This window comes from Microbispora oryzae (genome assembly GCF_017896165.1).
Lineage (GTDB): Bacteria > Actinomycetota > Actinomycetes > Streptosporangiales > Streptosporangiaceae > Microbispora > Microbispora oryzae.
The window spans coordinates 134673-161044 of the sequence record NZ_JAFCNB010000016.1; the positions used below are offsets into that span (position 1 = coordinate 134673).

Sequence of the window (26372 nt, forward strand, 5' to 3'; positions counted from 1 at the left end):
GCGGTTCACGCTCGGCGTACGGGATCCGCCGTGAGCGGAAGCCGGGGCCTCAGCCGGTGCGCAGCGCCGGCACGGGCGCGTACGTCTCGGGGTCGAGCAGGTCGACGCGTGCCGCGCCGATGTCGAAGTACAGTCCGGCGAGCCGCAGCTGTCCCGCACGCACCAGTTCGTCCACGAACGGGTACGTGCGCAGGTTGTCGAGCTGCTGGATCACGTTGACCCGGCAGAGCCGGTCGAGCGGACCCCCGTCGTCGTCCTCCGCGGGCGTTGCGACGAAGCGGGCGAGGCTCTGCCTGCCGTGCCGCAGCCAGCCGCGCAGCGCGGGCAGGTCCGGCACCTCGCCCAGCAGCGCGGTCATCGCCCCGCAGCCGGAGTGACCGCACACCGTGATGGTCCGCACGCCCAGGATCCGCACGGCGTACTCGACCGCGGAGCCCACAGAATCGTCCGGCGGCAGGCTCGACGCCCGGGGCACGAGGTTGCCGACGTTCCTGACGGTGAACAGGTCGCCGGGCCCGCTCGCGGTGATGATGTTGGGTACGATCCGCGAGTCGGCGCACGTGATGAACAGGTGCGACGGCGACTGCGTCCGCGCCATTCGGTGCAGCAGCGGCCGGACGAGCGGCGCCGTCCGCCGCTGGAACTCCCGCATGCCGCTCACCAGATCGGGGACGGCGGCCGAGGCCGGGGTGGCTGCCCCCGTCGCGGTCTCCGTCGTAGTCTCCGTCGCAGTCTCCGTCGCAGTCTCCGTGGCGTCCCCTGCCGCCGCCGCTGTCGCCGCTCCGGGCGGCGTCCCGTCGAGCTGGGGACGTCCCTGAGAGTGGCGCCGGTAGCTCCACGGCAGCCAGCCCCGGTCGTGCGAGGGAGCGAGACGCGCGGGGTACAGCCCGGCGCCGCCCACCGCCGCCGCGTACCACTCGCCGTGCACCTCGTCGATGTCGATCGTGCCGCCCGCGCGTTCGTGGTCGAGCCGCCAGGCGTGCAGCGCCTCGAAGGCGGCGTTGTCCATGAAGTCGAGGTTCAGGTCGAGCTCCACCGCCGATCCGGGCGGGACCGCGGCGAGCGCCTCGGTCAGGCGTGGCACGCCGAGGAACGTCAGCGAACCGGTCACGACGATCCGCCAGCACCGGTCGCCCTCCGGGCGCACGACCACCTCGACGCGGGCGAGGCGGCGCAGCGAGAGCAGCGCGGCGAGGGCGAGCCCGATGGCCACGCCCTCGGCCAGGCCGATGAGCACGACGCCCCCCATCGTCGTGACGTAGACCGGCACCTCCCGGTGCCCGCGCAGGTTGCGCACATGAGCGAGGTTGATCATCTGGACGCCGATGAACACCAGCAGCGCGGCCAGGGCGGCCAGCGGGATGAGCGCGATCAGCCAGGCGAACACCACGGTGAACAGCAGCACCCAGACGCCGTGCAGCACGGTCGACCAGCGGCTGCGGGCGCCCGCCCGCGCGTTGGTGGTGGTGCGGACGACGACTCCCGCCACCGGGAGGCCGCCCAGGGCGCCGGACACGACGTTGGCCAGGCCCTGCGCCGCCAGCTCACGGTCGAGGTCGGCTCGCGGCCCGTCGTGCATCCGGTTGGTGGCGACGCAGGTGAGCAGCGACTCCACTCCGGCGAGGAGGGCGACGAGCAGGACGGCCGACGCGATGGCGTGCCAGTCGCCCTTGGGCATGACCGGGCCGAGCACGGAGGAGAAACCGCCGCCGAGGTCGACCCGGGTGGCGTCCCAGCCGAGGACGGCGGCCGTGACGGTCGCGCCGATGAGGGCGGCCAGTGGGGCGGGCACGGTGCGCAGCCGCGGCAGCCGGGCCCAGACGACCAGGATCGCGATGGTGAGCACGCCGGTCATGACGGCGTGGTTGTGGTTGTTCGCGATCTGCGACGGCAACTGCAGGATGTTCTCCAGCGCCGACCGCTGGGGGGTGCCGCCCAGCACGACGTGGAGCTGCGAGAGCGCGATCACGGCGCCGACGCCGGCGAGCATCCCGTGGACGACGGCGGGGGAGACCCCGAGCGCCGCCCGGGCCACCCGCAGACCGCCCAGCACGACCTGGACGATCCCGGCGAGCAGGGTGATGGTGCAGGTGGCCCGCCAGCCGTAGGTGTGCACGAGGTCGGCCACGACCAGCGCCAGCCCGGCGGCGGGGCCGCTCACCTGTACCACGCTCCCGCCGAGCGCCCCGGCCAGGACGCCGCCCACGACGGCGGCGACCAGACCGGCGGCCACGGGCGCGCCAGACGCCACGGCGACACCGAGTGAAAGCGGGACCGCCACGAGGAAGACGACCAGCGAGGCGGGCACGTCGTGCCGGAGGACGGACCTCCAGTCGCGCTCTGGAGTTGTACCACTACGCAGGGTCATGTGGCGACCATACGACAGCAGCCGCTGGGCCTTCAGGCAAGCAGAGGGAAAATCACCGGTAGTAGTCGGGATAGTCGCTGTCGGGATTGCGGTGGCGGCTGCCCCGCCGTGCGGTGGTCGACTCGGACGTGTCGCCGTACAGCTCGTCGTAGGGCGACTGACCCTCCGCGGGGGGCTGCGGCCACGACGCCTGCGCGCCCGGGTCGGCCGGCTGCCCCTGCTGCTGGTCGTACCCGTAGTAGCGCTGGCCGGACGGGGCGTCGTAGCCGGCCGACTCGTACGGCGAGGCCGGGCGGGCGGGGCCGCTCGGGACGCCGGTGCCGGCGTCGCGGCCCCCGAGTGCGTCGGAGTCGTCGATCGTCGCCCAGCCGGCGCTGACCTCGTAGGAGGAGGACGACGTGGGAACGGGCGACGACGGGACGGCGCCGGGAGCCGTCGGCTCGCCACCGGGGTATCCCGTCGCGTAACCGTCGTACGTGGGCGTCTGGTAGGTGTCGGCGTTGGGCCAGGAGGAGGGCGCTCGCGGCGGCTCGGGGTCGTCGAGCACGTCCCGGACCGCGGGCCACCCGCCGGACGAGGGGGTCGGCGTGGCGGCCGCCGGGGGATAGTCGCCGGCCGCGGGCCAGCCGCGGTCGGGGGTGGCCGCCGGGTCGGCCGGAATCGCCGGGTGGATCGGGGTGATGCCGCCCGGGGGCGGCGTGAGGTAGGACGAGCCCGTGGAGCCGGGGGCGGTGTCGTAGGTGTCGCCGCGCGGCGCGTCGTAGGCGTTCCACGTGTCGAAGGACCCCGCAACCGGTGTGCCGAGGGCGTCCGCCGGGGTGCGGGCGGCCGGGGGCGCAGACGGAGACGTCCTCTCGAACGGGCCGGTCTCACGCGTGGCGTCGAAAGGCCCGGTGCTCTGAGTGGAGTCGAACGAACCGCCGCCGGTCGAGTCGTACGAGCGGGTCGTGTCATAGGACGCCGCGCCCTCGCGGGGACCGGCGGCGTCGAGCGAGCCGAGGACGAACATGCCGGTGGTGGGCGGCGGCGAGGTCGTCTCGAACGGCCCGGTGCCGCCGACGGCGTCGAACGGGCCGCTCGCGCGGGGCGACTCCGCCTCGGGCGTGGACGAGCCGCGGCGGCCGCCCGGCCGTCCCGGCCTCGACGGGCGCGCGGGCCGTGAGGGGCGGGCGGGGCGCGAGGGGGCCGCCAGAGGGTCGGTCCCCTGCGCCGCGTCGAACGAGCCGCTCGTCGTGCCGGTCGCGCTCGCGGCCGCCGGGCTCTCACCCGGGGACGTCGCCGCGGAGCGCCGCCGGCCACGGCCCGGCGCGGCGCCCCGGTCGCCCGTGTCGAACGGGCCGGTGGACGGCGCGGTCGCGGTGGAGCCCGCCCCGCCGAGCGGGTCGGGCGTGGGGGCGGAGAACGTGACGGTCTTCTGGTCGGCGAGGGCGGAGGCCGAGGGGACGGGACGGACCGGATCCACCAGGTCGGCGAGGCCGCCGGGAGGCCGCTGCGGCAGCGGGGCCTGGACGGTGACGGCGTCCGCGTCGGCCTGCCGGACGGGATCCGCGGGCCCGGCGGAGTCCGCGGACGGGCCGGAAGGGTCGGAGACGGGCCGGGGCGCACCCACCCTGGCCGCGATGCTGCCGCCGAAGCCGCCGTCGTCGGCGCGGACCCGCGACCAGTAGTCGTCGTCGTAGTCGTCCGGCTCGCCCCACTCGTCCACGCCACGACGGCCGCGCGCCTGGGGCGGCTGTTTGCCCCCGCGCGGGGCGGGACGGGCCTGCCGGCCTCCGGGACGGCCCGCGGGGCGCGCCGGCCCGGACCGCTGCTTGTCGGCGTTCCGGTCGGCCGGCTCCTCGAAGGCGTCGAAGCCCTGGGGGAAGCTCTCGAAGAAGGTCTCCTCGGCGGGCCGCCGGGGCTTGGGCCCCTTGTTCTCCGCCATCGCCTTAATACGATCCGCCGAGAGCGCGCTCTCCCTGCGGTTCATCGACCGCATGCCCAGCGCCACGACCAGCAGCACAAGGAGCACGACGGCGACAAGACCCGAAATGACCGCAGTCATAGCACCACCCTCAAGGCCATGGCCTTCCTGCGGCGCCGGTGAGGTCGCGTGGCCGTCGACGCGACCTGTCCCCGCCGGTCACCTGCGCTCAGCAATTGGTTCCGATTCTGCTCGACCACAATGACCGTTGTCACACAGTAGGCGAAGTTTGGTGTAGCACGGCTGGCTCCGGTCTTCAGCATGTCACTCGATCGTGTCCGCCGTGAGGCGTCCGCGGGCGATGGTGTGCCCGGCGATGCTCCGGAGCGTGTCCGCGAGCGAGGCGTCCTGCGCGAGGTTGAGCTTCGCGTTGAGGGCGTAAACGGTGAAGCGGTAGTTGCCGTCCGTCTCGCAGGGGGGCGCGTAGCCCGCCTTGCCATATGTCGTCCTGCCCTGGTGGGCGCCCCGGGGCACATCGTCCTCGGCGAGCTCCGTGGTGTTCGGGTCGATGTCGAACACGACCCAGTGCACCGCCGAGCCCGTACGGGGATTGTTGTCGTCGACGACGAGGGCGACCGACTTGGCGCCCGAGGTCCCCGACCAGCGCAGAGGCGGATTGCCCTGGCCGCCCTTGCAGGAATAGTCATGCGGCAGCGGGGCGCCGTCCCGGAACCGGGGGCTCGACACGCTGATCACATCGAGATTCCTCGGCGACCCGCCGCCCAGGATTCCACAACCCGACGCCGTCAGCGCGACCGCCACGATGGTGGCGGCGACCGCTGGCTTTCTCGGCGACCCCATGCTGGATGATGCTACGCGGAATGAAATGGTGCCCCGACCGGTTCGCGCCGATCCGTTCGGGTGCTCAGGCCCGGTCAGGCCCCTCACCTGCTCCCATGTGCTCGGGTATGACTTGCGGCACTCAGGCCGAGCTGCCGCAGACGAGCTTTACCACACCTTCCCGCGCGCCGCCGTGCGGGGCCGTCGCTTCCGGCGGCGTCCGGCCGGTCGGCGGGGCGCTGACGGCCGGGGCCCGACCTTCTAGGGTGACAGTGTGAGAGGTCCGCTGCGGGATCCCGCCCTTCGCGTATCCCGTCGCGCCGTCGTGCTGTGGCTGATCGAGGCCATCACCGGGTTCGTCCTGCTGGTCGGCGCGGCGGCCGGGGTGGCGCTGTGGGTGGACGGCGCGGACTGGCCGGGCGCGGCCGGGTGGCTGTCGCACCACGCCTGGACGCTGCCCGCGGCCGTCGGGGCCGTCCTGCTCCCGTTCGTGGTCGTGGAGCCGCCACTGCGGTACGCGGTGCACCGGTGGGAGCTGTCCGGCGACGTCCTGTACGCCAGGTCGGGCTGGCTGAGCAGGGAGTGGGTGTTCGTGCCCGTCAGCAGGATCCAGACCGTGGACACCGCTCAGGGCTGGTACGAGCGGGTTCTCCGGCTGGCGACGCTGCGCGTCCGGACGGCCTCGCACGCCGGCTCGTCCACCATCATCGGCCTGGACGACCACGTGGCGGGCCGTCTCGCCGAGGAGCTCGCCCGCCGCGCCGAGCAGCTCAGGGACGACGCGACGTGACCGGCCCCGCGGTCCCGCCGCCCGGCGGGCGTCCCGCAGGGGCCCCGGGCGGTCCGCCGCCTCCGGGACACGAGCCGGGGGCCCACCGGCTGAGCCCCCGCCTCCTGCTCATCGACCCGATCCGCCTGCTGCCCTCGCTGGTCGTGCCGCTCGCGGGGGTGCTGGTCGCGGGCGGCTTCTCGGCCGCGTCGTTCGGCTGGGCGGCGGTCGGCGTGGCCGGCGCCGTCGTGTACTCGCTGCTGCGCTGGGCGACGTTCACCTACCGGGTGACCCCTGACCGCATCGAGCTCACCAAGTCGTTCGTCGGCCGGTCGGTCCGCGCCATCCCGCTCGAACGCATCCGTGGTGTCGACGTCACCGCCTCGCCGCTGCACCGGCTGCTCGGGCTCGCCGTACTCAAACTCGACACGGGCGCGGGCGGGGAAGACGAGGAGGGCGTGCTCGACGCCCTCACCCGCGAGCGGGCCGAGGCGCTGCGGGGGGTCCTGCTCGTCCGCCGGCCCGGTCCGTCCGCCGTGCCTGACTCGGGCGCCGCACCTCCACCGGCGCCGGAACGGCTGCACGCGCGTGTCCCGAGGACGTGGCTCGGGTACGGCCCCCTGTCCGGCGCCTACCTGCTGACGCCGTTCGCGCTGCTCGCGGGGGCGATCGGCCTGATCGTCCAGTGGGGAGACGAGTTCGGTCTGTCCGAGCGGACCGCCAGGCACGCCCTGGAGTGGGCCTGGGACCGTCCTTACCTGCTCCTCATGGCGGCCGTTCTGCTCGTGCTCGCCATGCCGCTCGCCGGTGGCGTGCTGTACGCCGTATTCAACTGGGACTTCACCCTCCGCTCCCGCGACGGATACCTGGTCGCCGAGCGCGGCCTGCTCACCCGCCGCACCGTGTCGCTGGAGCGTCGCCGCGTCCGGGGGTACGAGCTGGCCGACGGGCTGATCGAGCGCCGGGCCGGGCTCGTCCGGATGTGGGCTCTGGTGACCGGCCTCGGCGATTCGTCGACGAGGGGCCAGTTGCTGCCGGTCACGCCGCGGGCCTTCGCGGAGTGGGTGGCGGCCGACGTCGCCGGGCCGTTCCACGTCACGCTGCGCCCACACCCGCGGGGGGCGCTGCGGCGCAGGTTGTTCCGGGCCGTCGTGCCCTGGATCGCCGTCGCCCTCGCCGGGCTCGCGCTGGGCTGGCGAACGCTCGCCGTGGTCGCGCTGATCCCGGCCGTGCTCGGCGTCCCTCTCGCGTACGACCGATATCGGAGCCTGGGGCACGGTCACGACGGGATGCGGCTGTCCGTCCGGTCCGGGTCGCTGAGGCGGGCGCAGGCCGTCGTGGAGCGCCGCGCGGTGGTCGGGTGGCGGATCAGGCAGACCGTGTTCCAGCGCCGGTCCGGCCTGGTCACCGTAGTGGCGGGCGTCGGCGCGGGCAGCGGCGGCTACGCGGCGGTCGACACAGGGGAGGAACAGGGCGTCACCTTCGCCGCGGAGGTGACGCCCGAATGGCTCCGGCCCTTCCTCAGCTCCGCTCCCGGTGCGTTGGGCGGGTCCGGTGGTCCGGATGGCGGAGACGCGGCGGGCTGAGGACGCCGCCGGACACACCGGTCGCGGGCTCAGTCCGGCTTGCGCGCGCCGAACATGATCTCGTCCCACGTGGGCACCGAGGCCCGCCGGCCGCGCGACTTGCGTGGACGCGGCGGGGCGGGCTTGGGCACGGGCGGGGCCGGCGTCTCGGGCTTGCCGTCCTTCGGAACGTCCTTCGCGCCTTCCGTGGCGGACGCGCTCTTCGCCGAGACGGCCGCCGCCGCGGGCGCGGCGTCGCGTCGCGGGACCGCGCCGCCGCGGCCCTCGTTCGCGGCCTCGTCACCGGCCCTGCGGGGCACGGGCGGCTTCGGCACGGGCTTGGGCGTCGGCGCCCTGGGCGCCGGCTTCGGCACCGGGGGAGCGTCGCTTCGGGCAGCCGCAGGCTCAGGTGTCGGCGCAGGCGCAGGCGCGGGCTCAGGTGTCGAGGTGGCCGCGGGTGCGGAGATGGATGCGGGTGCGGAGATGGATGCGGGTTCCGCCGCCTCCGGACCGCCGTCGGGCCGGCCCTGGGCAGGGGCGTCTTCGCCCGCCTCCGAGGGCGCGCTGGTGACGTCCGCGTCCGGGCGCGCGGCGGCCGCCCGCGCCTCCGCCTCGCGGGCTTCGGCTTCGCGGGCTTCGGCTTCACGTGCTTCGGCTTCACGTGCTTCGGCTTCGCGTTCCGCGGCGCGGCGGGCTTCCACCTCGCGCGCCTCCGCCTCGCGGGCTTCGGCTTCACGTGCTTCGGCTTCGCGTTCCGCGGCGCGGCGGGCTTCCACCTCGCGCGCCTCCGCCTCGCGGGCCTCGGCTTCGCGTGCGGCCTCCCGTGCCGCGGCCTCGCGGGCTTCCGCCTCACGCGCTGCGGCTTCGCGGGCCTCGGCTTCGCGTGCGGCGGCCTGTCGTTCCGCGGCCTCGCGGGCTTCCGCCTCGCGTGCCGCGGCCTCGCGGGCTTCCGCCTCACGCGCTGCGGCTTCGCGGGCCTCGGCTTCGCGTGCGGCGGCCTGTCGTTCCGCGGCCTCGCGGGCTTCCGCCTCACGCGCTGCGGCTTCGCGGGCCTCGGCTTCGCGTGCTTCGGCCTGCCGCGCGGCGGCGAAGTGCGCGGAGTCGTCGGCCGCCGGCGTGGCGGCGGGTGTGGCCAGGGGAGCGAGGGGATCGGGCAGCCGGAAGGGGACCGGCGTGAGATCGGGCCGGTACGCCGCGGGATCGTCGTTCCGCTGGCCGGGCCAGCCGCCCGGTTCCGCGCGCTCCTGCCGCGACTGGTGCGGATCCTCGGGAAGCGAGGGCACGGGGGCGAGCTTGGACGCGAGCCGGGGCACGAACGGGCGGACGGTCGACTCGTCCCGTTCCGGCTCGACGTACTCGGCGGCCGACAGGCGCATGGCCTCGTCGTCGTTCGGGGTGATGTGGCGGCGGCGCGGGTCGAACAGCCACTCGGCGTGCCGGGTGTGGCCGTTCCAGACGAAGCCGAGCTTCACCCGCCAGAGGTTGTCGTCACGCTTGCAGGAGTCCCAGTCGATCTCGTCGGCGGGCACCCCGCGGCGGGTCAGCCGCTCGGCGACCAGCTCGCCAAGGGTGGGCCCGGGCGTCGTCTCCCCGGGCATCCGGACGGCGACGCGCTGGGCCTGCTGCGCCATGTACTCGCGCTCCTGGAGGACCGGTCCCTCGAACCAGCGGACTCGTTCCACCGGGATCCCGGCGGTGGCCGCGATCTCCTCCGCCGTCTCGCCCGCACGGATGCGTGCCTGGATCTCCTTGGGACGCAACGGACTCTCCACTTCGATCTCGTACTGGCCGAGACGGGAGAAGTTGCCGCGAACCGCAGCGCGGAGCCGATCGTCCACGGGTAGCGTGAACCGCGTCCCCCGCCCGGCTGTGGCCAGGACGAGGTACGTACCGTCCTCACTTACCGCGACGAGACGGAGCTCCTGCATGCGAGTCCCTTCGTCGTCGTGCTCTGTCTTCCCCCGGACCCTTGAGTCTCTCGCTTGAGCCGGTTGCCTTCCAGCACCGTACCCGGCATGTCCGAACATCGCCTCGCCCGGGGGCGAGGCAGTCGTTGTGACCCCGGTCACATTCGTGGCGTTCACTTTCCGGCAACCTCCTGGTCGCACGGAAGCGTCGGGGTCGCCATGGCCGTCCCGGACGGTCGCGGCCCGGCGGCGTGGCGGGCCCTCTCCGGGAGGCGAGAGCGAGGGTCGTGTCGCCTCGTTTCGTGCGCGCCGACCGCCCGCGTCCGCGCCGCGGTCGCCGAGGCGTGGACCGTCGGGCCAGAGCTGCGGGAGGGTCTCATCCTTCGTTGCTCCCTCGGTTCGAGTGGCGCGCCGGGCTCAGCTGTGCCCGCGTTCCGCAATCTGCCTGCCGGAGGGCGGGCGCGGGCAACGCGACACGCGGGAGAGGCCGGACCGTGGGAAGGGACTTTACGCGGCCGTGGCGTCAGCTCCCCGGCGACGCGCCGAGCACCCGGTCGGTGTAATCGTTGGCGAACAGGCCGCGTGGGTCCAGCTCATCGCGCAGCGCCAGGAAATCGGCGAACCGGGGATAGACCGTCCGGAGGTAGGCCGCGTCGCGGGTGTGCAGCTTCCCCCAGTGGGGACGGCCGCCCAGCCGAGTCATGATCTCTTCAACTCCGGCGAAGTACGCCGGGTTGGGGGTGGGCCGGTAGACGTGACACGCGACGTACGCCGAGTCCCTGCCGTACGCGGTGGACAGCCAGGCGTCCGACGGCGGCGTCACCCGCACCTCGACCGGGAAGGTGACGGTCCAGCCGGCGCGCTCGACCAGGTCCCGGGTCTCGCGCAGCGCCTGGGCCAGGTGCTCGCGCGGGATGGCGTACTCCATCTCCAGGAACCGCACCTCGCGTACGGAGCCGAAGACCTTGTAGGACGTGTCGGCGCACTCGGAGGCGGACAGCGCGGCGGCGGAGACGGCGTTGATGCGGGGGATCGCCCCGGGGAACCGGGCGCCCAGGCGGCAGGCGGCGCCGAAGAGCGTGTTCTCCAGGAAGACCTCGTCCCACCACCGCCGGGCGGCGGAGGGCGGCCGGGCCGGTCCGGCGTCGCGGTTGTTGCGTTTGACCAGGCAGGTGTCGGTGTGCGGCAGCCAGAAGAAGTCGAGATGGTCGTTGTCGCCGGTGAGCTCGTCGAGGGCGTCCAGGATTCCGCCGAACGACAGCGGCTCCCTGCGGCTGCGCAGCAGGAACGCGGGCTCGACCCGGAACGTCACCGCGGTGAGGACGCCGAGCGCGCCGAGGCCGACCCGGGCGGCGTCGAAGAGGTCGCCGTCGCGCACGCTCGTGACGGAGCCGTCGGCGAGCACCAGCTCCAGCTCGGTCACCTGGTCGGCGAGGCCGCCGACGTGGCGGCCGGTGCCGTGGGTGCCGGTCTGGATCGCCCCCGCGACGGTCTGCGCGGTGACGTCCCCCATGTTCGCCAGCGCCAGGCCGCGGCGGCCGAGCTCCACGTTGAGCGCGTGGATCGTAGTTCCCGCGGCGACCCTGACCCAGCCGTCCCCCGCGGACAGGACGCCGGTCAGCGCGCCGGGCCGCAGCAGCAGGCCGTCGGTGAGGGCGACGTCGGTGAAGGAGTGGCCGGTGCCCACCATGCGCACCCGCCGCCCGGCCGCCGCGGCGTGCGTCACGGCCTCGGCGACCTCGGCGGCCGACGCGGGCGTCCTGACCCGCCAGGGGGTGACGGACTGGTTGCCCGCCCAATTGACGAAGGAGTCCATGTTCCTCTTCCGTGGCCGCTGCCCGCGGGAGAAGACGAACATTACTCATCCGGAGGATGTCTGCCTATGGGCGTCCGGGCATCGGGGCGGGACGGATGCCCGGGACGAGGGGAGCGGTCACCCGGCCCCGTGCTCGGCCCGTACGAGCGGCGACCCGGCCAGTCCGACGACCACGGCGAGCAGCGCGCAGACGAAGGGCAGGGCGTACGCGTTCGACGCGCCGTACAGGTCGGTGAGCCGCCCGCCGGCCCAGGCGCCGATGGCCACGCCGAGGCCGATGGACGTCGAGATCCACGACATTCCCTCGGTCAGCTGCGCCGCCGGGACCAGGCGTTCCACCAGGGAGAAACCGGTGATGAGGGTGGGGGAGATGGCCAGCCCGGCGACGAAGAGGGCGAGGGCCATCGCCCCGATGCCGTTCATCAGCAGGACCGGCGTGAAACCGGCGGCGAACAGCGCGAGCCCGCGGACGAACCGGCTGCGCAGGGTGATCCGCCAGTGGCGTGAGCCGTACCAGAGGCCGGAGACCATGCTGCCGGACGAGATGGACGCCAGCAGCAGGCCGGCCGCGGCCTTGCTGCCGTGCTCGTCGGCGAAGGCGACGGTGATGATGTCGATGGAGCCGAACACGGCGCCCAGGGCGAGGAAGACCGCCGACAGCAGCGCGACGCCGGGGATCGCGATGGGCGTCCCGTTCTCGCCCCGCTCCCGTACGGCGGGGGGCTCGGTGCTCCGTAACGCGGCGAACGCCAGCGTGCCGGAGACGGTAAGGACGACCGCGACCACGAGCCCGGCGTAGTCGTTGACCCCGGTGGCGAGGAGGGTCACGAAGGCGGGCCCGGTGACGAAGACGACCTCGTCGGCCACGGACTCGAACGCGAACGCGGTGTGCACCCGGGAGGGGTCCTGGAGCACGTGCGACCAGCGGGCCCTGACCATCGAGCCGAGGGACACGGCCGTGGCGCCCGCCGCGACGCCGGTGGCGTACAGGGTCCAGACGGGGGCGTGGGCGTGGGCGCACAGCATCAGCCCGGTGAGGGAGGCGCCGTGCAGGAAGACCAGCGGCACGAGGACGCGGGACTGCCCGAACCTGTCGGTCAGGCGGCCCGACATGGGGGCGGCCACGGCGAAGGCGACGGACACCGTGGCGGAGACCGCGCCGGCGGTGGCGTACGACCGGGTGAGGGCGGAGACCAGCAGGGTGATGCCGATGCCCAGCATGGACATGGGCATCCGCCCGACGAATCCCGCGATGACGAAGCCCCTGACTCCGGGCGTGCCGAACAGCCCCCGATACGGCCCGACCATGCGATGTTTCCCTTTCGGCATGTCGTGCGTCCGGGCCGGCCGATCTGACGCGGCGGGCGGCTCTCGGGTGTCGTCACCCGGGCACGCGGACGTCAATATTCCAGCATGACCCTGTATCACCAGCCACATCCGCCGCAAGTGATTTTTCCCTCAATGGGGCGAAGAGGCTAACGTGGGCCGCGTGCGCACCCCTCCCACGTCCATGTCGCTCCGCATGATCGTGGCCGGGCTCGCCGTCGTCATCGTCGCCGTGACCGCCCTGTCCGGCGCCGTCCTGGCCGCGCAGCGCGGCCGCCCGTCCGCCGCCCCCATCCGCGGGGTGAGCGACGAGCAGGGCGATCGGCCGGGTGTCGGCACCGGTGCGGCCACGTTGCGGCCCGACACCACCCTGCCGTCGGACCCGCCCGTGGTGGGCGGGCCGGGCGTCCAGGTGACCCCGCCCCAGCTCATCGCCATCGCTCCGGCGAAGGTCTCACTCGCCACGCTGCGGAAGATCGCGAAGTTGCGGCACGTCGAGAAGGTGGCGTCGGCCGACGGCGGGAGCGTGCGGGTCTCCGGCACCGCCCTGCAGTTGCTGGCCGTGGACCCCGCCCAGTTCCGGTCGTGGACCCCGAAGGGGGTGGCCGAGCATCCGGAGGTGTGGAACGCGCTCGCGCACGACGAGTTCGTGGCGGACGCGACGGCGGTCAGGCGGCTGGGCCTGGTGCTCGGCGCGCAGTACCAGCTCGACGGCGGCCCCCGGCTGCGGGTCGCGGCCTCGGCCTCGTTCGGGTTGCCCGGGATCGACGGTCTCATCGGCCGGGACCTCGGTCGGCGGCTGGGCTTCTCGTCCGGCGTGGTCGTCCTCGTCCACGGCGACTCGGGGACACTCGACCCGGCCCGGGTGGGCCGCCTCCTGGGACCGAAGGCCCAGGTGGTCAGGGTCGGCCCGGAGCCGGCGAAGGGGACGCCGAGCCGGTCGCCCGCTCCGCCGGCGGAGGCCCTGGTCGGCAGGCCGGACAGTTACCTGGAGCTCTACCAGCGCGCCGCGGCCGTCTGCCCCGGTCTGTCCTGGACGGTGCTCGCGGCGATCGGGCAGGTGGAGAGCGGGCACGGGCGCAACAACGGGCCGTCGTCGGCGGGAGCGCTCGGGCCCATGCAGTTCATGCCGAGCACCTGGAAGGCGTACGGCGTCGACGGCGACGGCGACGGGGACAAGGACATCTGGAGTCCCTACGACGCCGTGCCCGCGGCGTCCCGCTACCTGTGCGCGAACGGCGCCGGCCGCGGCGGCGACAAGCTCAGGAAGGCCGTGTGGTTCTACAACCACTCCTGGGACTACGTGAACAACGTGCTGTCGCTCGCCGACGCCTACGCCCGCACTTACTCCTGACCGCTCCGCTGAGCGCCCGCCCGGCCGTCTACCGATCGCCGCCCGGGGCCGGCACGGAGGGACGTGAGGAGGCCGGCCGCACCGGTGCGGGGCAGCAGGTGGCGGCGCACCCGGCCGGCTCCGGCTCCGCCAGCAGCTCGCCGACCATGGAAACGAACGCCGGGTGGGTGCCCGCCGTCGCCGCGCGCGACAGGGCCATGCCGAGCTTGTCCGCGGTGGCCGCGGCCTCGACGTCGAGGTCGTAGACGACCTCCATGTGGTCGGACACGAATCCGATGGGCACCAAGACGGCCGCCCGCACCCCGTCGGCGTGCAGCGCCTCCAGGTGGTCGCAGACGTCGGGCTCCAGCCACGGCACCTGCGGCGGCCCGCTGCGGCTCTGCCAGACCAGGTCGAAGGCCCGCTCCGGGTCGACCCGCTCGGTCACCAGCGCCGCCGTCTCGCGCAGCTGGGCCTCGTACGCCCCGCCGGCGGGCCCGGCCGTGCGGGCCATCGACAGGGGGATGCTGTGCGCGGTGAAGACGAGCCGGGCCGTGTCGCGCTCGCCCTCGGGCAGCCGGGCGAGGGCCGCCCGGGTGTGGTCGGCCATCGCCGTGACGAAGCCGGGGTGATCGAAGTAATGCCGCAGTTTCACGATCTCCGGGGCCCCGGGCACGGCGGCGCGCGCCCTGGCGATGTCGTCGAGGTACTGCCGGCAGCTGGAGTACGAGCTGTAGGCGGCCGTGACGAGCGCCGCGGCCTTCCTGACGCCGTCCTCCGTCATCCGCCGGACGGTGTCCTCCAGGAACGGGTGCCAGTTGCGGTTGCCCCAGTAGACCGGCAGGCCGACGTCGAGCGCCGCGATCAGATCCCGGCACTGCCGGTTGATCGGGCTGACCCCGCCGAAGCGCTGGTAGTGGGCCTCCACCTCGAGCAGGCGCTCACGGGGGACCCCACGACCCCGGACCACGTTCTCCAGGAACGGCATGACGTCCTCGGGGCCCTCCGGCCCGCCGAAGGAGACGACGAGCAGGGCGTCGTATCCGTTGGTGCTCCCCATGTCCCCTCACCCTACGCGGCCGAGGCGCCGCCCTGATCCACACCCTGACCCCGAGTCCTGATCGTTGTGACAGGTCATTGGGCTGTGCGGCGAGATCCGGGTAGGTTCGAGCGGTGAGCCAATTTCCGGACATCCGTGAATATGTCGCTCTGCCGCGTGTTGTGTCGCTCCGCCTGTCCCCGGACGGTGCCAGGCTCGTGTCGGTGGTCCAGTCGCTCAACCCGGACGGCACGTCCTACGGGACGGCGCTGTGGGACATCCCGCTCGACCCGGAGGGGACCCCGCGGCGGCTGACCCGGTCGTCGAAGGGCGAGGCGGGCGCCGAGTTCACCCCGGACGGGAGTCTGCTGTTCGTCTCCCGCCGCGCGGACGAGACGGTCAAGGACCCCGGCGCGGAGACCCCCGCCCTGTGGCTGCTGCCCGAGCGGGGCGAGCCGGCGCGGGTGGCCGCCCGGCCCGGCGGGATCGGCGGCGTGCGCGCGGGCGGCGGCGCGGTCGTCTACACCGCGCAGGTGCTGCCGGGCGACGCCGCGACGGAGGAGGAGCGCCGCACGGCCCGCAAGGAGGCCGGGGTCAGCGCGATCCTGCATGAGAGCTACCCCGTCCGTTATTGGGACCAGGATCTCGGCCCGGCCGAGACGCGGCTGTTCGCGGCGTCCGGGATCGAGGGTCTCGGCGACGCGCGGGACCTGACCCCCGAGCCCGGCAGGTCGCTGGACAACGTCGCGTACGAGGTCACGCCCGACGGAGCCACCGTGATCACCACGTGGCGGACCCCGCAGGCCAACGGCGAGTCGCGGCAGGAACTCGTCGCGATCGACCTGGCGGACGGCGCACGGCGGACGCTGGCGGCCTCGCCGTCGCACGACTTCGACGGGCCCGTCAAGGTGTCGCCCGACGGGCGGTACGTGGCCTGCACCCGGGAACGGCACGGCGACCAGGAGCTGTCGACCACGCTGGAACTGTGGGTCGTCGACCTCCGGACGGGGGAGGGCCGGGCGCTCGGCGGGGAGCTGTTCCCCGTGGCCGTCGCCTGGGCGCCCTCGTCCCGGGAGATCTTTATCGCGGCCGACCATCTGGGCCGCCGGCCGGTCTTCCGCGTCACGCTCGACGGGGCGGTCACCCGGCTCACCCCGGACGACGGGGCCTACCTGGAGCTGTGCCCCGCTCCCGACGGCTCGGTCTACGCCCTGCGCGGCGCCGTCGACTCGCCGCCCCGGCCCGTGCGGATCTCCGCGGACGGCTCGGTCGTCACGCTGCCGTGCCCGACCCCGGACCTCGAACTGCCCGGCACGCTCACGGAGATCTCCGCCACCGCCGAGGACGGGACCGAGATCCGGGGCTGGCTGGTCCTGCCCGCCGAGGCCACGGCGGAGAACCCGGCGCCGTTCCTGCTCTGGATCCACGGCGGCCCGGTGTCGAGCTGGAACGACTGGAGCTGGCGCTGGAACCCGTGGCTCATGGCCCGGCACGGTTACGCCGTCCTGCTTCCCGATCCCTGCCTGTCCACCGGTTACGGCCAGGCCATGATCGACCGGGGCTGGGGCGACTGGGGGCCGGTCACCCACGCCGACCTCATGGCGATCACCGACGAGGCCCTGAAGCGGCCAGACGTCGACGACCAGAGGATCGCCGCCATGGGCGGCTCCTTCGGCGGCTACATGGCCAACTGGGTGGCCGGGCACACCGACCGGTTCCGCGCCGTCGTCACCCACGCCTCCCTGTGGAACCTCGACCAGTTCGCCGGGACGACCGACGCCTCGATGTACTGGCAGCGGGAGTTCGGCGCGTCGGGCTCCGCGCGGTACGAGCGGCTGTCGCCGCACCGGTCGCTGGAGTCGATCGGCACGCCGATGCTGGTGATCCACGGCGACAAGGACTACCGGGTGCCCATCGGCGAGGGCCTGCGCCTGTGGTGGGACCTGCAGCGCTCCGGCGTCGAGTCCAAGTTCCTCTACTTCCCGGACGAGAACCACTGGGTGCTCAAGCCGGGCAACGCGATCGCCTGGTACGAGACCGTCCTGGCCTTCCTCGGGCACCACGTCCTCGGCGAGGAGTGGGTCAGGCCGGATCTGCTGGGCTGAGTCGCCCCACACCCGTCACCTCCCATTAATGGCTATTTGGGAGGATGTCGGGGGTCCGTACGAGGAAGGGGCGATCGGGGATGAACGAGCACGGGCGGCCGGGCGACCAGGTGGAGCCGCCGGAGCCGGGCGAGCTGCTGGCGCTGGCGGTCGAGATCGCGGCGGAGGCAGGGGACATGCTGCTGGCCAAGCGGCCCGCCCGGCCAGAGGTCCTCGCCACGAAGTCGAGCCCGACCGACGTGGTGACCGCGCTTGACCGGGCCTGCGAGGAGCTGATCCGCTCCCGGATCGTCCAGGCGCGGCCGTACGACGCGATCCTCGGCGAGGAGGGCGGCGCCACGTCCGGCGACGGCCGGGTGCGCTGGGTGGTCGACCCGATCGACGGCACCGTCAACTTCCTGTACGGCCTGCCCGACTGGGCCGTGAGCATCGCCGTCGAGATCGACGGCGAGGTGGTGGCGGGCGCCGTGAACAACGTGCCGCGCGGCGAGCTGTTCTCCGCCTCGCGCGGCGGCGGGGCCTGGCTGAAGGGCGAGCGCCAGTCCTGCACCACCGGTGTGCCGCTCGACCGGGCGCTGGTCGCGACCGGCTTCGGCTACGACGCGGCGCGGCGGGCCGTGCAGGCCGAGGTGGTGGCGCGGGTGCTGCCCCGGGTCAGGGACATCAGGCGGGGCGGTTCCTGCGCGATCGACCTGTGCTCGGTCGCGGCGGGCCGGGTCGACGCCTACTACGAGCGGGGCACCAACCGCTGGGACCACGCCGCGGCCGGCCTGATCGCCACCGAGGCCGGCGCCCGGCTGGGCGGGATGCACGGCAGGCCCGCCGGCCCGGACATGGTCGTGTGCGCGACCCCTGGGCTGTTCGAGGAGCTGCACGACCTCCTCGCGCCGCTCGACCCCGAACGCGGCTGAGCGGGACGGCCGGAACGACGCCGGAACAGATCCGGAACGGGGCCGAAACGCGGTAGACGGCGGGGCTCGCCGGGCCCGGCCCGGGACACGAGGGCATGAGAAGGGGGCGCGCCGGCCGGGCGCGCCCCCTCATGGAACGACGTCGTCAGCGCTGGATCGGAATCCCGTGGTCCTCGGCGAGGCGGCGGAGGTCCTCGATCTCGGCGGTGAGGGTGTCGGCGAGGAAGTCGTCGCCGCTCGTCGTGGCCTCTTCAAGACCTTTGTAGGCCTGGTCGAGCCTGCTTTCGATCGTGGTGGTGAACTCGCCCATCTCACCTTCTCTCTCAGGGGGCGGATGCGCCGTGCTGGTCCCGGGGCGCGGTTCCTGGAGAGGGCTCGCGCCCTTCCCCGGCACACGACAATGGGGTGTAGGGGGTACCCACCTTGGGGCTTGCCGTAAACCACCCGATTTCTGTGTGTTGCGTCACCGGGGGCCGGGGAGCCGCTTACCGGGGTCTTACGCCGAAGACGGCCACAATGATGACGTCGTACCTGCTGAGGAGGACCGTGATGCGCGTGCTGGTGGTGGAGGACGAGAAGGTGCTCGCTGACGCGATCGCCACCGGGCTCCGCCGTGAGGCCATGGCGGTGGACGTCGCCTACGACGGCGCCGCCGCGCTGGAGAAGACCGGGTACATCGACTACGACGTGATCGTGCTCGACCGTGACCTGCCGAAGGTGCACGGCGACGAAGTGGCCCGGCGCCTGGTCGCCCAGCGCTCCGCCTCCCGGATCCTCATGCTGACCGCGGCGGGCGACGTCGACGACAAGGTCGAGGGCCTGGGGCTGGGCGCCGACGACTACCTCGCCAAGCCGTTCGTCTTCGTGGAACTGGTCGCCCGGGTGCGCGCGCTGGGCCGCCGGTCCGCGCCCGCGCTGCCGCCGGTCCTGGAGCGCGGGGGCATCCGGCTCGACCCCGGCAAGCGCCTGGTGACGAGGGACGGCGGCGAGGTCGCGCTGACCAAGAAGGAGTTCGCCGTGCTGGAGGAGCTGATGCGGGCCGAGGGCGCGGTGGTCAGCCAGGAGGACCTGCTCGACAAGGCCTGGGACGAGAACATCGACCCGTTCACGAACGTCGTGCGCGTGACGATGATGACACTGCGTAAGAAGCTCGGTGAGCCGCAGGTCATCGAGACCGTGCCGGGAGTCGGGTACCGCCTGTGAACGCCGCCCGCGCCTGCCGGAGATCGGAGGCGGCCCGGTGACCACGCCGCCGCCGCCCAGCGGCCCGCCCGCCTGGGACGGGCCGCCGCCGCTGGGCGCGCATCCCATCCAGCGCAATCTCATCGACGAGATCCGCGGGCTGCCGGGCCGGATCAGTGTCCGATGGCGGCTCACCCTCACCTATGGCGCGCTGTTCTTCGTCGCCGGGGCGCTCCTGCTCATGGTCATGTATGTGCTGGTGGGGCAGGCGATCAACGCAGGGTGGGGGAGCAATGTCTTCCTGCCATTCGGAGCGCCGTCCGACCTGGTGGACCAGTTCCAGACCTGGTACGCCCAGCAGCAGCAGGAAGTGATCGCCGTCGCGAAGGCCGAGCTGCTCAAGCGGTCGCTCATGGCGCTGTTCGGGGTGGGGATCCTGGCGCTCATCCTGGGCTACGTGGTGGCCGACCGGGCGCTGCGGCCGATCAAGAAGATGACCGGCACGGCCCGCAAGCTGTCGGAGACCTCGCTGGCCCACGAGCGGATCGACTTGAAGGGGCCCGACGACGAGCTCAAGGAGCTGGCCGACACCTTCGACGCCATGCTCACCCGGCTCAACACGGCCTTCGACGCCCAGCGCCGGTTCGTCGACAACGCCTCCCACGAGCTGCGCACGCCGCTCGCGATCAACCGGACCGTGCTGGAGGTCGCCCTCTCCGACCCGGAGGCGTCGGACGATCTCAAGGTGCTCGGCCGCACCCTTCTCGGGACCACCGCGCGTCACGAGCGGCTGATCGAGGGGCTGCTGCTGCTCGCCCGCAGCGAGCGGGAGCTGTCGGTCCGCAAACCGGTCGACGTCCAGGAGGTGGCGAAGACCGCCGTCGAGCAACTCGCCCCGTTCGCGGACGAGGAGGGCGTGGCCGTCGAGTACGACCTGCACCCGGCGGCGACGACCGGCGACCCGGTATTGATCGAGCGCTGCGTCTCGAACCTGGTTGAGAACGGCATTAAACACAACATCGGCACTTCAGGAAAAGTCTGGATCCGTACGGGAATGGTGGATGGGGGTGCCGTTGTTCAGGTCGCGAACACGGGACAACATGTTCCCGCGTACGAGGTGGAGAGCCTGTTCGAGCCGTTCCGGAGACTGAACGCCGACCGGGTCCAATCCGCCAAGGGCGCGGGACTCGGCCTGTCCATCGTGCGCGCGATCGTCCGGGCGCACGGGGGCCGGGTCACCGCCGTTCCCAGGGACGGAGGGGGCCTCGTGGTGACGGTGCGCCTGTCCGGGGCGGGTGCGACCTCGGGCGCGTCGTAGTCGGCGCGCTGAGGGAGCATGCGCGCCGTACATGTGGTTGGATGTGCCGTCGAACGCGGTGGGTCATACCGTCGATACTGTGGTTTTCGCCATATTTGGCTAACCAGAGCCTGGTACGGCATGCCCCTCGTGTTCCGGGTGGTTCAGCGTTCGTCCAAGCGGGTACCGATTGCACAATTTCCTGGCCCCCGCGGGCACAACGACGGCCTTCCGAGCGTTAAGACGCGCGACACCGGCGCAGGCAGATAGATGAGGGGGATGGAGTAGGCAGATGGCTACCGATTACGACAGCCCGCGCAAGACCGACGACGACCTGAACGAGGACAGTCTCCAGGAGCTCCAGGCACGCAGGAGCGACAAGTCGTCGGGCAGCATCGACATCGACGAGACCGACCTCGCCGAGTCGCTTGAGCTGCCTGGTGCGGACCTGTCGAACGAGGAACTCTCGCTCCGGGTGATCCCTCGGCAGGCTGATGAGTTCACCTGCTCGCGTTGCTTCCTGGTGCACCACCGCAGCCAGTTGGCCTCCGAGAAGAACGGCCAGCAGGTCTGCCGAGAGTGTGCCGCCTAGCAGTGCTTGGAGGGTCCGTTGACCTCGGACGCGGATCGATCGAACGACGACGAGATGGCCGGCCTGGTCGGGAAACTCGTCGCCCCTGGTGAGACGACGGACAGGGCCGAGCGGCGCCGGCTGCTCGGCCGCCTCGGCGCCTCGCTCGCCGAGTCGGCGAGACGGGCGCGCGCGTCGAAGGTGGGACGGGGGCGGTGGATGGCGGACGTGTTCATGAACATCGCCCCCCGCCTCCCGATCCGTGACCTCGCCACCCTCAAGGAACACCACTACGGGCTGACCGGGGAACAGCTCGCCGACGATCTCGTCCGCACCGCGGGAAAGGCGACCATGGCGGTCGGCGCGGTGGGCGGAGCGGTCGCCGCCGCGGAGTTCGTGGCGCCGCCCCTCCTGTTATCCGCTCCCGCGCAGATCGTCGCCGAGACCCTCGTCGTCGCGGCCATCGAGGTCAAGCTCATCGCCGAACTGCACGAGGTGTACGGCGTGAGCGTGCCGGGCAACGGCACCCAGCGGGCCACCGCCTTCACTCTCGCCTGGTCCAGGCAGCGCGGGGTCAACCCGCTCGCCCCCGGCTCGGCCACCGTCGCCCTCGGGACCGCCGCGAAGACCGCGCTGCGCAACCGCCTCATGCGCACCCTGGGCCGCAACCTGACCACCCTCGGCCCCTTCCTCACCGGGGCCGTCGCCGGCGGAGCCCTCAACCGGGCCGCCACCCGCAGGCTCGCCGAGGCCGTACGCGCCGACCTGCGGCGCCACCGCCCCCTGCCGCCCGCCTGATCCGTACCGGCCGAATCCGCCGACTCCGGACGCCCTGATCAGCGTGGGTTTTCGCCCGCTCGGGCCTGGTACGGAACTGTCACCCAGTGGTCTAAACCATTGGGACCTCCTGAGATGTTCTTGTGGCCCACCTGAGATCATGCTCACAGCAGCCCGGGCGAATTGTGCACGTCGTTACGGGTAAGTGCACTAACGGTGGTATTCCCCATTCGGTGGGTCACGGCGACCCTGGAGGCTTCATGCGTGACACCAGTTCGTTCCTGATCGTCGCGAACAGGCTCCCTGTCGACCGTGTCGGAGAGAAGGACTGGCGCCGCAGCCCCGGCGGGCTGGTCACGGCCATCGCGCCCGTGATGCAGCGCCGGGACGGAGCCTGGCTCGGCTGGACCGGCGCGGCCGGCGAGGAGCTGAAGCCGTTCGATCACGACGGGATGCACCTGATCCCGATCCCGCTGTCGGCCCTGGAGATGGAGCTCTACTACGAGGGCTTCTCCAACGCCACGCTCTGGCCGCTCTACCACGACGTCGTCGCCAAGCCCACGTACTCGCGGGTGCTCTGGGACGCCTACCGGGCCGTCAACGACCGCTTCGCCCGTGCCGCCGCGGACGCCGCCGCGCCCGGCGCCGTGGTCTGGGTGCAGGACTACCAGCTGCAACTGGTGCCCGCCATGCTGCGCAGGCTGCGGCCCGACCTGAAGATCGGCTTTTTCCTGCACATCCCGTTCCCGCCGGGTGAGCTGTTCAACCAGCTCCCGTGGCGCAACGAGATCCTGGAGGGCCTCCTCGGCGCCGACCTCGTCGGGTTCCAGCGGCCGGGCGGGGCGTCGAACTTCATCCGGCTGTCGCGCCGCCTCCTCGGCCTGCCGAACTCCCGCAACGAGATCCTGGTGGACGGCCGGACGGTCCGCGCCGAGGCGTTCCCCATCTCGGTGGACTTCGGCCAGCTCGACCAGCTCGTCCGCGAGCCGCGGATCGTCCGGCGGGCCGAGCAGATCCGGGCGGAGCTCGGCGACCCCGAGCACGTGCTGCTCGGCGTCGACCGGCTCGACTACACCAAGGGCATCGGCCAGCGGCTCAAGGCGTTCGGCGAGCTGCTCGACGACGGCGCGATCAAGCCGGGCGAGGCCGCCTTCGTGCAGGTGGCGACCCCCACCCGGGAACGCGTCGCCGAATACGTGCGCCTGCGCAACGACATCGAGCTGCGGGTGGGCCGGATCAACGGCGAGCACGGCATGCTGGGCCGCCAGCCGATCTCCTACCTCCACCAGTCGTACAACCATGACGAGCTCGCCGCGCTCTACTGCGCCGCGGACGTCATGGTCGTCACGCCGCTGCGCGACGGCATGAACCTGGTGGCCAAGGAGTATGTGGCGTGCCGGCACGACCTGCGCGGCGCGCTGGTCCTGAGCGAGTTCGCCGGTGCCGCGGACGAGCTGCGCCAGGCCTTCCTGGTGAACCCGTACGACATCGACGGCATGAAGCGGGCGATGCTGGCCGCGATGCGGGCGACCCCCCACGAGCTGGGCCGGCGGATGCGGTCGCTGCGCCGGAGGGTGGCCACCCACAACGTCGACAAGTGGGCGAGCGACTTCCTCACCGCGCTGGAGTCGGGACACCCGTCGGAGCCGCCTGCGGTCTGACGCCTGCGGCGCCCACGGTGCCGGCGCCTACGGTGTGACGTCCTTGGCGGCGTCCTTCCAGGACTTCCACTTCCTGGCCGCCGCGCGGGTGGCGATGATCCGGGTGACCTCCATGCCGAGCCCCATCACCACGGCGTAGGCGATCGCCTCCCGCAGACTGATGTCCGGCGAGTCGGCGCTCGCCGGGGGCTTCTTGCCCGTGGCCTTCTCCCAGGCGTACCCGAGCACCTTCCGGGAGGCGAAGCCGACGGCCAGCCCGAGAAGGCCGCCCACGATCCGCCACATCATGTCCGGCTTGTCGGCTTCGTCTAGTTCGCGCCTGGCCGCTCGAGCGATGTCCGCCATGATTCCTCCTCCGTAACGACCTTAGTGTCTCCCCGCGGGAGGTGGTGCACGCCATACCATGTGGTGGCATGACTGAACGGCGACTCCCCATGACCGTGCCCGGGAAACCGTCTCTCGACGGCCTGGAAGCGGTATGGGCCGAGCGCTGGGAGGCGGAGGGCGTCTACCGGTTCGACCGGACCCGCGGCCGCGACGAGGTCTACTCGATCGACACGCCGCCGCCCACGGTGTCCGGATCCCTGCATGTCGGCCACGTCTTCTCCTACACGCACACGGACACGATCGCCCGCTACCAGCGGATGCGCGGGCGTGCCGTCTTCTACCCGATGGGCTGGGACGACAACGGGCTGCCCACCGAGCGCCGGGTGCAGAACCACTTCGGGGTCCGCTGCGACCCCTCGATGCCGTACGACCCGTCGTTCCGGCCGCCCGACCGGCCCGACGCCAAGCGGCAGGTGCCGATCTCCCGGAGGAACTTCATCGAGCTGTGCGAACGGCTCACGGCCGAGGACGAGAAGGCGTTTGAGGAGCTGTGGCGGCGGCTGGGCCTGTCGGTCGACTGGTCGATGACGTACGCGACGATCGACGCGAACGCGCGGGCCGCCTCCCAGCGGGCGTTCCTGCGCAACCTGGCCCGCGGTGAGGCGTACGTCGCCGAGGCCCCCACCCTGTGGGACGTGACGTTCCGCACGGCCGTCGCGCAGGCGGAGCTGGAGGACCGGGAGTGGCCCGGGGCGTTCCACCGGATCGGGTTCGACGCGCCCTCGGGCGAGCGGGTGTGGATCGAGACCACCCGGCCCGAGTTGATCCCGGCCTGCGTGGCGCTGGTCGCCCACCCGGACGACGAGCGCTACCGGCCGCTGTTCGGCACCACCGTGCGCACCCCTCTCTTCGGGGTGGAGGTGCCGGTCGTCGCCCACCGCCTGGCCGAGCCGGACAAGGGGTCGGGCATCGCGATGATCTGCACTTTCGGCGACGTCACCGACGTCGTCTGGTGGCGCGAGCTCGACCTGCCCACCCGTCCCGTCCTGGGCTGGGACGGCCGGCTGCTGCCGGAGCCGCCCCCGGGCGTGCCCGCCGGGCCGTACGCCGAGCTGGCCGGCCGGACCACGCACGGTGCCCGGGAGCGGATCACCGAGATGCTGCGCGAGGCCGGGCACCTGGACGGCGAGCCCCGCCCGATCCGGCGGCCGGTGAAGTTCTACGAGAAGGGCGACCGGCCCCTGGAGATCGTCACCACCCGCCAGTGGTACATCCGCAACGGAGGCAGGGATGCCGCCCTGCGCGCCGCCCTGCTCGAACGCGGCCGGGAGCTGCGCTGGCACCCGCCACACATGCGGGTCAGGTACGAGACCTGGGTGGAGGGGCTGGCCGGTGACTGGCTCGTCTCCCGCCAGCGGTTCTTCGGCGTGCCGATCCCCGTGTGGTATCCCCTCGACTCCGAGGGAGAGCCGATCCACGACGCGCCGATCACGCCGCCGGAGTCCGCGCTGCCGGTCGACCCGTCGAGCGACGCCCCGCCCGGGTTCCCCGAGGACATGCGGGGCAAGCCGCTCGGCTTCGCGGCCGATCCCGACGTCATGGACACCTGGGCGACCTCCTCGCTCAGCCCGCAGATCGCGGGGGGCTGGGAGCGGGACGACGACCTGTTCCGGCGGGTGTTCCCCATGGACCTGCGGCCCCAGGCCCACGAGATCATCCGTACCTGGCTGTTCTCGACCGTGGTCCGCTCCCACCTGGAGCACGGCACGCTGCCCTGGCGCAACGCCGCGATCTCGGGCTGGATCCTCGACCCCGACCGCAAGAAGATGTCGAAGAGCAAGGGCAACGTCGTCACCCCGATGGGCCTGCTGGAGGAGTACGGCTCCGACGCCGTGCGCTACTGGGCGGCAGGCGGGCGTCCCGGCACCGACACGGCCTTCGACACCGGGCAGATCAAGATCGGCCGCCGGCTGGCCATCAAGATCCTCAACGTGTCGAAGTTCGTGCTGGGCTTCGGCCTGGGGGACTCGGGGGAGGGCGTGCCAGAGGTCCTCAGGCCACTCGACCGGTCGATGCTCGCCGCGCTGCGCGCCGTCGTGGCCGAGGCCACCGAGGCCTTCGACAGCTACGACTACGCGCGGGCGCTGGAGCGAGCCGAGCGCTTCTTCTGGGACTTCTGCGACGACTACGTGGAGCTCGTCAAGGCGCGGGCGTACGCCGGCGACCCGTCGGCCGTGGCGGCGCTGCGCACGGCCCTGGACGTGCTGCTGCGGCTGTTCGCGCCGTTCCTGCCGTTCGTGACCGAGGAGGCGTGGTCGTGGTGGCGGCCGGGCTCGGTGCACCGGGCCGCGTGGCCCGCCGGCGAGGAGTTCGCCGCCGGTGCGGACGGCGACCCGGCCGTGCTTGAGGCCGTGTCCGGCGTGCTGCGCCGGGTGCGGCGGGCCAAGTCGGAGGCCCGCGCGTCCATGCGCGCCGAGGTCGCCCGTCTGGTCGTGACGGGCGACGAGGCCGAGCGGGTGCGGATCGCCCAGGACGACCTGTGCGAGGCCGGGAACGTGGAGGAGTTCGTGCTGGAGCACGGTGCCGGGCCGCTGACGGTCACGGTGACGCTCGACGTGTGATTCCGGCGACGTGTGATTCCGGGGCGGCCCTATTGGGATACGGCGTCACAGAAG

The 26372-nt window shown here is 72.8% G+C and carries 20 protein-coding genes; 11 read left to right on the forward strand and 9 right to left on the reverse strand.

Features of this window, described 5'->3' with window-relative positions:
- Positions 1-49 precede the first annotated feature (49 nt).
- The 3 genes from JOL79_RS24980 to JOL79_RS24990 form a co-directional block, all read right to left on the reverse strand.
- A complete protein-coding gene (locus tag JOL79_RS24980; protein WP_210158315.1) occupies positions 50-2368 on the reverse strand; it encodes a SulP family inorganic anion transporter in 2319 nt (772 codons plus the stop codon).
- 52 nt (positions 2369-2420) lie between these two features.
- Positions 2421-4412 carry a hypothetical protein gene (locus JOL79_RS24985; protein WP_210158316.1) on the reverse strand — a complete coding sequence of 664 codons (1992 nt, stop codon included), beginning with the start codon at positions 4410-4412 and terminating at the stop codon, positions 2421-2423.
- Positions 4413-4595: 183 nt separating this feature from the next.
- The gene (locus JOL79_RS24990) at positions 4596-5132 is read right to left on the reverse strand and encodes a YbhB/YbcL family Raf kinase inhibitor-like protein (protein WP_210158317.1); all 537 of its coding nucleotides are present in this window, start codon (positions 5130-5132) and stop codon (positions 4596-4598) included.
- A gap of 253 nt (positions 5133-5385) precedes the next feature.
- Between JOL79_RS24990 and JOL79_RS24995 the strand changes: the two genes are divergently transcribed.
- Together JOL79_RS24995 and JOL79_RS25000 are read left to right on the forward strand one after the other, a co-directional pair.
- A complete protein-coding gene (locus tag JOL79_RS24995) occupies positions 5386-5901 on the forward strand; it encodes a PH domain-containing protein (protein ID WP_307848708.1) in 516 nt (171 codons plus the stop codon).
- Positions 5898-7466: a PH domain-containing protein gene (locus JOL79_RS25000; RefSeq protein WP_307848709.1), complete on the forward strand. Its 1569-nt coding sequence runs from the start codon at positions 5898-5900 to the stop codon at positions 7464-7466. Before JOL79_RS24995 ends, JOL79_RS25000 begins: the two co-directional genes overlap by 4 nt.
- Positions 7467-7495: 29 nt before the next feature.
- Here JOL79_RS25000 and sepH read toward each other — a convergent pair whose 3' ends face one another.
- The 3 genes from sepH to JOL79_RS25015 all read right to left on the reverse strand — a co-directional run bounded on the left by sepH (position 7496) and on the right by JOL79_RS25015 (position 12476).
- The gene (sepH, locus tag JOL79_RS35145) at positions 7496-9373 is read right to left on the reverse strand and encodes a septation protein SepH (protein ID WP_269143909.1); all 1878 of its coding nucleotides are present in this window, start codon (positions 9371-9373) and stop codon (positions 7496-7498) included.
- A gap of 502 nt (positions 9374-9875) precedes the next feature.
- Complete coding sequence (locus JOL79_RS25010) at positions 9876-11168, reverse strand: D-arabinono-1,4-lactone oxidase (protein WP_210158318.1); 1293 nt, start codon at positions 11166-11168, stop codon at positions 9876-9878.
- Positions 11169-11285: 117 nt separating this feature from the next.
- Positions 11286-12476 carry an MFS transporter gene (locus JOL79_RS25015; protein WP_210158319.1) on the reverse strand — a complete coding sequence of 397 codons (1191 nt, stop codon included), beginning with the start codon at positions 12474-12476 and terminating at the stop codon, positions 11286-11288.
- A gap of 181 nt (positions 12477-12657) precedes the next feature.
- On the opposite strand from JOL79_RS25015, the gene JOL79_RS25020 reads away from it, so the two are divergent.
- Positions 12658-13848 (forward strand): lytic transglycosylase domain-containing protein, encoded by a 1191-nt coding sequence (locus JOL79_RS25020; RefSeq protein ID WP_307848710.1) that lies wholly within the window; start codon positions 12658-12660, stop codon positions 13846-13848.
- A 28-nt stretch (positions 13849-13876) separates the two neighbouring features.
- Here JOL79_RS25020 and JOL79_RS25025 read toward each other — a convergent pair whose 3' ends face one another.
- Positions 13877-14887, reverse strand: a complete 1011-nt coding sequence (locus JOL79_RS25025) for a ferrochelatase (protein WP_210158320.1) — start codon at positions 14885-14887, stop codon at positions 13877-13879.
- Between the two features lie 113 nt (positions 14888-15000).
- Here JOL79_RS25025 and JOL79_RS25030 point away from each other — a divergent pair, with 113 nt between their 5' ends.
- Together JOL79_RS25030 and JOL79_RS25035 are read left to right on the forward strand one after the other, a co-directional pair.
- Positions 15001-16971 carry a S9 family peptidase gene (locus tag JOL79_RS25030; protein WP_210158321.1) on the forward strand — a complete coding sequence of 657 codons (1971 nt, stop codon included), beginning with the start codon at positions 15001-15003 and terminating at the stop codon, positions 16969-16971.
- An 80-nt stretch (positions 16972-17051) separates the two neighbouring features.
- The gene (locus JOL79_RS25035; protein ID WP_210158322.1) at positions 17052-17882 is read left to right on the forward strand and encodes an inositol monophosphatase family protein; all 831 of its coding nucleotides are present in this window, start codon (positions 17052-17054) and stop codon (positions 17880-17882) included.
- Positions 17883-18027: 145 nt separating this feature from the next.
- Here the strand turns inward: JOL79_RS25035 and JOL79_RS25040 are convergent, their stop codons facing one another.
- The gene (locus JOL79_RS25040; protein WP_210158323.1) at positions 18028-18192 is read right to left on the reverse strand and encodes a hypothetical protein; all 165 of its coding nucleotides are present in this window, start codon (positions 18190-18192) and stop codon (positions 18028-18030) included.
- 239 nt (positions 18193-18431) lie between these two features.
- Here JOL79_RS25040 and JOL79_RS25045 point away from each other — a divergent pair, with 239 nt between their 5' ends.
- The 5 genes from JOL79_RS25045 (at position 18432) to JOL79_RS25065 (ending at position 23370) form a co-directional block, all read left to right on the forward strand.
- A complete protein-coding gene (locus JOL79_RS25045) occupies positions 18432-19085 on the forward strand; it encodes a response regulator transcription factor (protein ID WP_210158324.1) in 654 nt (217 codons plus the stop codon).
- A 37-nt stretch (positions 19086-19122) separates the two neighbouring features.
- Complete coding sequence (locus tag JOL79_RS25050) at positions 19123-20382, forward strand: sensor histidine kinase (RefSeq protein ID WP_372446809.1); 1260 nt, start codon at positions 19123-19125, stop codon at positions 20380-20382.
- Positions 20383-20653: 271 nt separating this feature from the next.
- Entirely contained in the window at positions 20654-20953 is a 300-nt protein-coding gene (locus tag JOL79_RS25055) for a DUF4193 domain-containing protein (RefSeq protein WP_030505490.1), read from the forward strand.
- A 54-nt stretch (positions 20954-21007) separates the two neighbouring features.
- Positions 21008-21730 carry a hypothetical protein gene (locus JOL79_RS25060; protein ID WP_210158362.1) on the forward strand — a complete coding sequence of 241 codons (723 nt, stop codon included), beginning with the start codon at positions 21008-21010 and terminating at the stop codon, positions 21728-21730.
- 239 nt (positions 21731-21969) lie between these two features.
- Complete coding sequence (locus tag JOL79_RS25065) at positions 21970-23370, forward strand: alpha,alpha-trehalose-phosphate synthase (UDP-forming) (RefSeq protein ID WP_210158325.1); 1401 nt, start codon at positions 21970-21972, stop codon at positions 23368-23370.
- Positions 23371-23397: 27 nt separating this feature from the next.
- Here JOL79_RS25065 and JOL79_RS25070 read toward each other — a convergent pair whose 3' ends face one another.
- Complete coding sequence (locus tag JOL79_RS25070) at positions 23398-23715, reverse strand: DUF4235 domain-containing protein (RefSeq protein ID WP_210158326.1); 318 nt, start codon at positions 23713-23715, stop codon at positions 23398-23400.
- Positions 23716-23783: 68 nt separating this feature from the next.
- Between JOL79_RS25070 and valS the strand changes: the two genes are divergently transcribed.
- Positions 23784-26318, forward strand: coding sequence for a valine--tRNA ligase (gene valS, locus JOL79_RS25075; protein ID WP_210158327.1), 2535 nt, complete (start codon positions 23784-23786; stop codon positions 26316-26318).
- Positions 26319-26372: the final 54 nt, after the last annotated feature.

Coding starts and splice junctions, on each gene's coding strand:
- JOL79_RS24980 (WP_210158315.1), bottom strand. CDS start 2,368: ATGACCCTGCGTAGTGGTACAACTCCAGAGCGCGACTGGAGGTCCGTC.
- JOL79_RS24985 (WP_210158316.1), bottom strand. CDS start 4,412: ATGACTGCGGTCATTTCGGGTCTTGTCGCCGTCGTGCTCCTTGTGCTG.
- JOL79_RS24990 (WP_210158317.1), bottom strand. CDS start 5,132: ATGGGGTCGCCGAGAAAGCCAGCGGTCGCCGCCACCATCGTGGCGGTC.
- sepH (WP_269143909.1), bottom strand. CDS start 9,373: ATGCAGGAGCTCCGTCTCGTCGCGGTAAGTGAGGACGGTACGTACCTC.
- JOL79_RS25010 (WP_210158318.1), bottom strand. CDS start 11,168: ATGGACTCCTTCGTCAATTGGGCGGGCAACCAGTCCGTCACCCCCTGG.
- JOL79_RS25015 (WP_210158319.1), bottom strand. CDS start 12,476: ATGGTCGGGCCGTATCGGGGGCTGTTCGGCACGCCCGGAGTCAGGGGC.
- JOL79_RS25025 (WP_210158320.1), bottom strand. CDS start 14,887: ATGGGGAGCACCAACGGATACGACGCCCTGCTCGTCGTCTCCTTCGGC.
- JOL79_RS25035 (WP_210158322.1), top strand. CDS start 17,052: ATGAACGAGCACGGGCGGCCGGGCGACCAGGTGGAGCCGCCGGAGCCG.
- JOL79_RS25040 (WP_210158323.1), bottom strand. CDS start 18,192: ATGGGCGAGTTCACCACCACGATCGAAAGCAGGCTCGACCAGGCCTAC.
- JOL79_RS25045 (WP_210158324.1), top strand. CDS start 18,432: ATGCGCGTGCTGGTGGTGGAGGACGAGAAGGTGCTCGCTGACGCGATC.
- JOL79_RS25055 (WP_030505490.1), top strand. CDS start 20,654: ATGGCTACCGATTACGACAGCCCGCGCAAGACCGACGACGACCTGAAC.
- JOL79_RS25060 (WP_210158362.1), top strand. CDS start 21,008: ATGGCCGGCCTGGTCGGGAAACTCGTCGCCCCTGGTGAGACGACGGAC.
- JOL79_RS25065 (WP_210158325.1), top strand. CDS start 21,970: ATGCGTGACACCAGTTCGTTCCTGATCGTCGCGAACAGGCTCCCTGTC.
- JOL79_RS25070 (WP_210158326.1), bottom strand. CDS start 23,715: ATGGCGGACATCGCTCGAGCGGCCAGGCGCGAACTAGACGAAGCCGAC.
- valS (WP_210158327.1), top strand. CDS start 23,784: ATGACTGAACGGCGACTCCCCATGACCGTGCCCGGGAAACCGTCTCTC.